The organism is Limnoglobus sp. (genome assembly GCF_059499385.1).
In genome coordinates, this window is the sequence record NZ_JCABYM010000072.1 from 44,131 (window position 1) to 51,430 (window position 7,300).

The window sequence follows — 7,300 nt, forward strand, 5'->3', positions numbered from 1 at the left end:
GTTTAGCGGGCGACCCGACGGGTCGCCCGCTAAACGTCACTTCCCGACGCGAACGGTGATGCCGCTCGGCTTGTTGCCGTCGCGGTGGACCTTGTGCGTCGCCTTCACGAAATCCTTCTCGGTCGCCGCGTAGATGTCGCAGAACGTCTGCGGGTTGCGGTCCACCAGCGGGAACCACGTGCTCTGCACCTGCACCATCAGCCGGTGGCCGGGCCGGAACGTGTGGCACACGTCCGGCATCGAGAACTTGACCACCGCCGGCTTCCCCGGCTCGAACGCCTCCGGCTTGTCGAACCCGTTGCGGAACTTCCCGCGGAACGGCTCACCGCGGATCAGCATCTGGTAGCCGCCCATCTTCACCCCACTCGGGTTCGGGTCCGGGTCGGGGTAGTCGGCCGGGAACACGTCGATCACCTTCACCACCCAGTCCGCGTCCGTGCCGGTCGTGCTGACGTGCAGTTCCACGTCGATCGGCCCGGCGAGCGTCAGGTCGTCGGTCAGCTCCGGCGTCTGGTACACGAGCACGTCCGGCCGCCGGCCGGCGAACCGCTGGTCGGCCGTCATGTACTCGTAATCCATCCGAACGGAGGTATCCTCGATGAACGGGACCGGCTTCGCCGGGTCCGAGACGAACTCGTCCGCCCCGCCGAGCGGGTCCTTGCCGCCCCTGGCCGTCAGCGTCCCCTTCTCGTCGAACAACAACGTGACCGCCTTCGCCTCCTTCGGCGGCCACGCGTCGTACTTCCGCCAGACGTTCGTGCCGCTCTCGAACACCCACGCCTCCGGAGCGGCGAACTCGCCCTCGCCCTTCAGGTGTTTCTTGAAGAACGGCAGCTCGATCTTCTCCCGGTAGTACTCGCTCGTCTTCGCGCCGAACCGGGCGTTCCCGAGCTTCGCCCCGTCGCCGCGGTTCCACCCGCCGTGGTCCCACGGCCCCATCACCAGCGTGTTGTGCTTGTTGTCCGGGCTGCCCTTCTCCGTCGCCTTGTAGCACTCGACCGCCCCGAACAGGTTCTCCGCGTCGAACCACCCGCCGACCGTCATCACCGCCGGCTTCACGTTCTTCAAGTGCGGGCGGATGTTCTTCGCCTTCCAGTAGTCGTCGTAGGTCCCGTGCTTCATCATCTCGTTCCAGAACGCGACCTGCCCCTTGAAGTGCCTCTTGTCCGCGTTCGGCAGCGGGCCGAGGTTCAGGAAGAAGTCGTACCCGTCCGGCGTGCCGTGCTCGAACCGGAGGTAGTCGAACGTCTTCGTGGGTTCCGGCCGCGGCTTGCCGAAGTTCGCCATGAAGTTGAACGCGTGCGGCAGGAACAGGCAGCCGTTGTGGTGGAAGTCGTCGCCGACGAACCAGTCGGTGACCGGGGCCTGCGGGGAGCACGCCTTCATCGCCGGGTGCGCGTCGATCATGCCGGCGCAGGTGTAGTGGCCGGGGTACGAGATGCCGGTCTGCCCGACGTTGCCGTTGTGGTTCGGGACCTTCTTGAGCAGCCACTCGATGGTGTCGTAGGTGTCGGTGGACTCGTCGGTGTCCTTGTCGCTGTCGTGCTTGATCGGCCGCATGTTCACGAACTCGCCCTCGGACATCCACCGCCCCCGCACGTCCTGGTAGACGAAGATGAACTTGTCGGCCGTGTACGCGAACGACGGCCCGAGGGACGTGCGGTAGTTCTCGACGCCATACGGCCCGACGCTGTACGGCGTGCGGTTGAGGAGCATCGGGTACTTCTTGGAATCGTCCTTCGGCACGTAGACGGCGGTGAACAGTTTGACGCCGTCCCGCATGGGGACGCGGTACTCGTACTTAGTGTAGTTGGCGACGACGTACTCCTTCTGGAGCCGCGGGTCGGTGGGCAGCTGCGCCGCCGCGAGCGACGGCGCGAGGACGACGGCAAGGAACGCGAGTAAGCGCATGGGAAGCACTCGGCGGGATGGGATCGCGGAGGAGAGTGCAGGACACGATAGCCGGGCGGCGGGGCGAAGGCAAACGGTGGCCGACCACATCGCCAACATCGCCAACCGATGTCGCATGGGAGTTGGCGATGTGGACACTCGGGTTGACGCGACGGGTATAGTGTCTATTTGTTCACATAAAAAAGGCGTCGTTCTCGACACATACCGGGTATCCTTAAACCCCGAACCACCCACGCGAAACGCCGAATAGCACCGCAAGCAACAAGTTGGCCGCGATCAATCCGCCCCAGAACGTTCGGCTCGCTCGCGAGAGCGAAGCCGCGAGTGGGTCGTTAAGTCGCTTGTCCTGGAGCCAAGTCTCCCAACCGAGTGGCGTCACGCCGGCTTTGGCTTCCAACTCCCGAAGGTACGCCGCGTTAACATGGGTAGACTTGTGCATGGCGTACCAGCGGTAAAAGAAAAACGCCATCAACACGGCCGGCATGAATACGACGAACTTCTCGAACTGCCCTTGCCCCGCGAGAGCCGATTGGTTCGTCGCCAGCCACGACCAGATCGCGCCGGTAAGGATCAGGCCGTTACGATGATCGCCTTCCATGCGCGTCAAATTCTCGGTTATCTCTTGACGCCGCTGTTTGTGCTCCTCTTTAAGAAAATCCTTAGTGATGTCCGGGAAGTCCACAGTCGGATTTGTGCCGGCGGGCGTGGACGCCGTTGTTGTTTCGGGCGGGTTGATCCCATCACGCGGCATCACCCCGATGGGCTGGCCGTCTTCCGCGGCCAAGAATGACGCGAGGCGGCTCCGCTTGGTGTCGAGAACCTCTTGTACGCTTTCGCGGTTCATCCGTTGCCCTCCGACTCGGCCAAGAACCTACTGGCCTGCTCTATTGTAAACTCGAAATACGCCAGTCCGCCATACTGCGGGTCGTCGCCCCACCGAGTCATACCGCACCGCTCTTCGTAAAACCGCTCCGCTTGGGGCAGCGCATGCAACCCGACACACCCACCGTGCCCAGCGTCGCGACTCATTCGCACGACTTCCGCAATCAGTTGACTTCCCACCCCGAGAAACCGCGGCTGGGCCATGTGTTGACGAAGGTTCCACGGCGCGGCTTCGAGAATGTCGAGGATCAGGCACGAAGCCACGGGATCGAGCCACGAAGCTGCCGGTTGGCGAAGTACGGCCCCAAGCCCCTGAACGCTACCGTCGCATTCGAGCGCAACGATACGCCATCGCATCGGGTAGGCGGGCTTTCTGGACCAAGTCCAGAAAGGGTTATTGTGCTCGGCTTCCAACTGAGCGCGATGCTGGGACCAAAGGGACTCGATTCGGGGAAGTCGATCGAACGGGAAATCACGGGTGACGGTCGCGGGGGTCAACACGCGATCAACTGTTCGGAGGAGTTCCACAGGTCGGACTTGTTGGGGCGTGTCGGCCATCAAGCATCCTCACCGCACCCACGGCCGCGTCTGCTGCCACCACGCCCAGACCTTCGGGCCGAGGCCGCCGCAGGCGGCGGCCAGCTGCTTCGCCGCCCGCTTGTACCACCGGCACAACCCCGGCGGCACGTCGGCGGCGGCGCACGCGCCGGCCGCGGCGTGCAGGTGCTCCTTCGCGTCCGCGAACGCCGCCGGCTTCGCGTCCGGGCCGGCCCGCTGCACCATCACTAACGCCTCCGCCACCGCCACCACCAGCCGCACGCCGTCCGGCAGGCCGACGCGGTCCACGCCGGCCAAGAGCGCCGCCGCGTCGAGGACGCGGCCGGCTAGCGCCGCCTCCAGCGCCAGCCAGCCGCGGAAGTCGGCCAGCACCGCCGGCGGGCCGGGCAGCGCCGCCGCCGCCGCCGCCACCGCGGACGCCTCCGCGTCCCGGTCCTGCGCCCGCAGCGAGTCCGTCAGCGGCCGCAGCATCCAGGCTTCCACGCCGTCCCGCTGCTTCCAGTCGCCCAGCCAGGACGCGGCCAGGGCGAACGACTTCGCCTCCGCGAGCGCCGCCCCGGCCTTCGCCCACGCCTCCGGGTCGGTGCGGAGGTGGTCGGCGAACCGGTGGATCGTCGTCGCCGTCTTGTCCGGGTGGCCGGCCGCGGCCATCGCCACCGCGTACCCGATCGTCGCCTCCCGGCCGGCGTTCGGGTTCTTGTGGAACAGCTCCGGCAGCGTGTCGAGGACCTCCACCTCCTTGTTGCGGGCGATCAACCGGTCGGCCCACACGGCGGACGCGGCCGGGGTCGCGTCCGCGCTCTTCACGATCGCGCCGAGGTCGTCGTCCACTTCCGCCGTCCACCCCTGGCGGTCGAGCGCCGCGGCCGCCTCGCGCAAAAGACCGGTCGGTGTGTCGGAGTCGGTCGCCACGGCCCGCAGCCGTTGGCGGGCGAGCGCGAGGTTCCGCTGCTTCGCCGCCACCTGCGTCGCGCGAAGTTTGAACAGCGGCCCGTCGGCGTGTTCCTGGACGCGGACGAGCGTGCGGTTCGCGGCGTCGATCTCGTTCGCTTCCAGTTGCTCGGCGATGAGGTGCAGCCCAGCCGCGTCGAACCGCGGGTCCAATTCAAACGCCTTCGCGAAGTCGGCCTTCGCCCCGGGCCGGTCGCCGAGCGTGCGGCGGGCCTCGCCGCGGTAGCCGTAGGCGACGGGGTCGTCCGGGGACAGCCGCACCATCTGCTCGGCCGCTTCCAGGCACTCCTTCTGCCGGCCCTCGGCGTCGTACCACTGGGCGAGGTTCCGCCAGCCCCACAGGTAGCCCGGCTCGTCGGCCACGACCTGCTTCATGAGCGTGATCGCCTTCGCCCGGTGGCCGCGCTTCGCCTCGACCCAGGCGGCGCGGCCGCGGAGCGTCAGCGGCGGCGGGTCGCCGAGGCCGGGGGCGCGGCACGTCGCGGCCGCGTCGTCGAACCGGCCGACGGCGGCGAGCAGCTCCGTCTTCCGGTCGTAGGCCGCGGCGAACGTCGGGTGCGCCACGATCACCGCGTCCACGGCCGCCAGCCGCTCGTCGAACCCGGCCTCCTCGCCCATCGGCGTGTCGAGCCAGAACAGCGCGGCCCACGGGTTGAACGGCTCGTCGCTGGTGAACGCCTCGTGCAAAATCTTCGCCGCGCGCTCCTCCCAGCCGGCGGCCTCGATCTCGGTGAGGGCGAGCTGCATGGCCGTCGGCGGTCCCTCGGCCGGGGTCGCGGACAGGTCGGCGAGCGTCCGCATCGCGGCCTCGGCGTCGTCCGTCCGGCTCGCGAGCTGGACCTGCTTCACCAGCACTTCCGGCCCGCCGGCGTGTTCCTGGAGAACCGCGAGGGCCATCCGCGCGTCGCGGATTTCGTGGTCGGCGAGGCACGCATCGAAAAGAATTGCGGCGGCCGGGGCGTACTGCGGGGCGAGCCGGAGGGCGTCGCGGAGGTCGGCCTTGCCGCCGGCCCGGTCGTTCGTCTTCAGCTTCGCCTCGCCGCGCATCGTCAGCGGCATCGGGTGGTCCGGCTTCAGCCGAACCAACTCGCCGGTCGCGTCGAGGTACTCTTCCTTGCGGTCGGTCTCGTTGTACCACTCGGCCAACTGCTGCCAGCCCCAGAAGTATTCCGGCTCGACGGTGACGAGCCGCTGCATCGGCGGGATGGCCTTCTTGTAGTTGCCCCGCTTCGCCTCGACCCACGCGGCCCGGCCTTGCAGCACGAACGGCAACTCCTCCGCCAGCTCCGGCGGGGACGCGGCCTCGATGGCTTCCTCGAAGCGGCCCATGTCGGCGAGCCGTTCCGCCTTCTGGTCGTAAGCCTCGATGTTCTTCGGGTCCAGCCGGATGACGGTTTCCAGTGCCGCGAGCGCTTCGGCGTTCTGCTCCGGGTCGTGAAGCAGCCGCGAGAGTTTCAGCCAGCCGCGGGCGTCGCCGGGGCGGGTGGTCGTGAGTTCGCGGGCCAGCGCCACGATCTCGTCCGGCCGTTCGAGCCGGTCGGCCCAGTGGAGGATCATCCGCCAGCAGGCGTCGAAGCCGGGGTCGAGGCGGACGGCGAGCTTCGCCTTCTCGAGCGCGTCCTCGGAGTACCCGGCGGCCCAGAGGCGGTCGGCGAGGGCGGCCTGGTGGCTCGGGTCGTGCGGGTTGCGGGCGGCGGCGCGCTCCAGCACGCCGAGGGCGTCGGCCTCCTCGCCGGCCTCGGCGAGCGCGACGGCGAGGTCGTGCGCGGCCGGCCCCCAGTCCGGGGCGACGGCGACGGCCTGCCGCAGCGCGTCGATTCGCTCGTCGGACCGGTCGAGTTCGCCGTACACGCGGGCGAGGTCGCTCCAGAGCTGGGCCTGAAGCGGGAACCGCTCCGTGGCGTCGAGCGCGACCGCGAGGGCTTCCTCCGTCCGCTGCATCAGGCCGAGCTGCTGGACCATGAGCGACCACGCCTGCCACAGGTCGGGCCGCTCCTCCAGCGCCCGGTCGAGTTCGCGGTACAGCTCGTCGAGCAGGTCGTCGTTCTCTTCTTCTTCCGACGCGAGCGTGAGAACCTGGTCGCGGTACGCGACGAGGCCGTCGCCGGCGTGCGGCTGGGCGTGCAGGTGCTCGGCGATGAACCGGAGGTTCGCGCGGCGGTCCTTGCGGCCGCGGGACAGGCGGACGAGTTCGCCGACGGCGAGTTCGTGGTCGGCGTCCTGCCGGATCGCGTCCCGGTACGTTTCGAGCGCGTCGTCCAGCCGCTCGGCCCGGCGGTGGACGTGGCCGAGGACGGCGAAGTGCGACGGGTGGTCCGGCTCGGCTTCCCCGGCGAGGCGGATTTGCTCGAGCGCGTCCGAGTCGTGCTTGCGGTCGGCGAGGACGAGGGCGAGCTGCCGCCGCGCCCAGGCGTCGTGCGGGCAGAGGTCGAGGACGCTCTTCACCGCGAGGACGGCCGAGTCGTCCGGCAGGGGCGAGAGGAGTTCGGCCCGCAGCCGCTGGACGGGGTAGGTGAACGGGAACTGGTTGGCGAGCGTGCCGGCGTAGGCGCGGGCGGCGACGACGCCGTGCGACTCGACGAGCGTGCCGACGACGAGCCGGTGGCCTTCCGTCCACGCCGGGTCGGCGGCGAGGGCGAGCTTCAGGTGGTCGTGGACGGCGGCCGGGTCCGGCCGGGCGCGGGCGATGCGGGCGGCGGCCTTGTGCCACGCGACCGGCGGGGCGAGCGGCTTCGCCGCGGCGAGGTCGTCGTCCGCGTGCGCGAACCGGCCGAACCGGGCGTGCGCCTCGGCGCGGAACAGGAGCAGGTCGGCGAGGGCGGACTCTTGTTCCGTCCCCGCCGGCGGCGGGTTTCTTTCTTGTTCCCTCCCCCCTTGGGGGGGAGGGTTAGGGAGGGGGGTCGGCGGGGCCGGTGGCTGAGAACCCCCTTGAGCGGTTGCCCCCGCCCGGGGGGGGGGGGGGGGGGGGGGGGGGGGGGGGGGGGGGGGGGGGGGGGGG

General features: G+C 69.4%; 3 protein-coding genes. All 3 read right to left on the bottom strand.

All coding sequences use genetic code 11. From position 1 onward, the window contains the following. Window positions 1-36: 36 nt before the first annotated feature. Window positions 37-1,911, bottom strand: coding sequence for a CocE/NonD family hydrolase (locus AC5JJ2_RS13410; RefSeq protein WP_495858502.1), 1,875 nt, complete (start codon window positions 1,909-1,911; stop codon window positions 37-39). Window positions 1,912-2,125: 214 nt separating this feature from the next. Next, a complete protein-coding gene (locus AC5JJ2_RS13415; RefSeq protein ID WP_495858503.1) occupies window positions 2,126-2,755 on the bottom strand; it encodes a hypothetical protein in 630 nt (209 codons plus the stop codon). Between the two features lie 605 nt (window positions 2,756-3,360). Continuing rightward, on the bottom strand, window positions 3,361-7,300 hold a 3,940-nt coding region (locus AC5JJ2_RS13420), incomplete at its 5' end, for a tetratricopeptide repeat protein (RefSeq protein ID WP_495858504.1).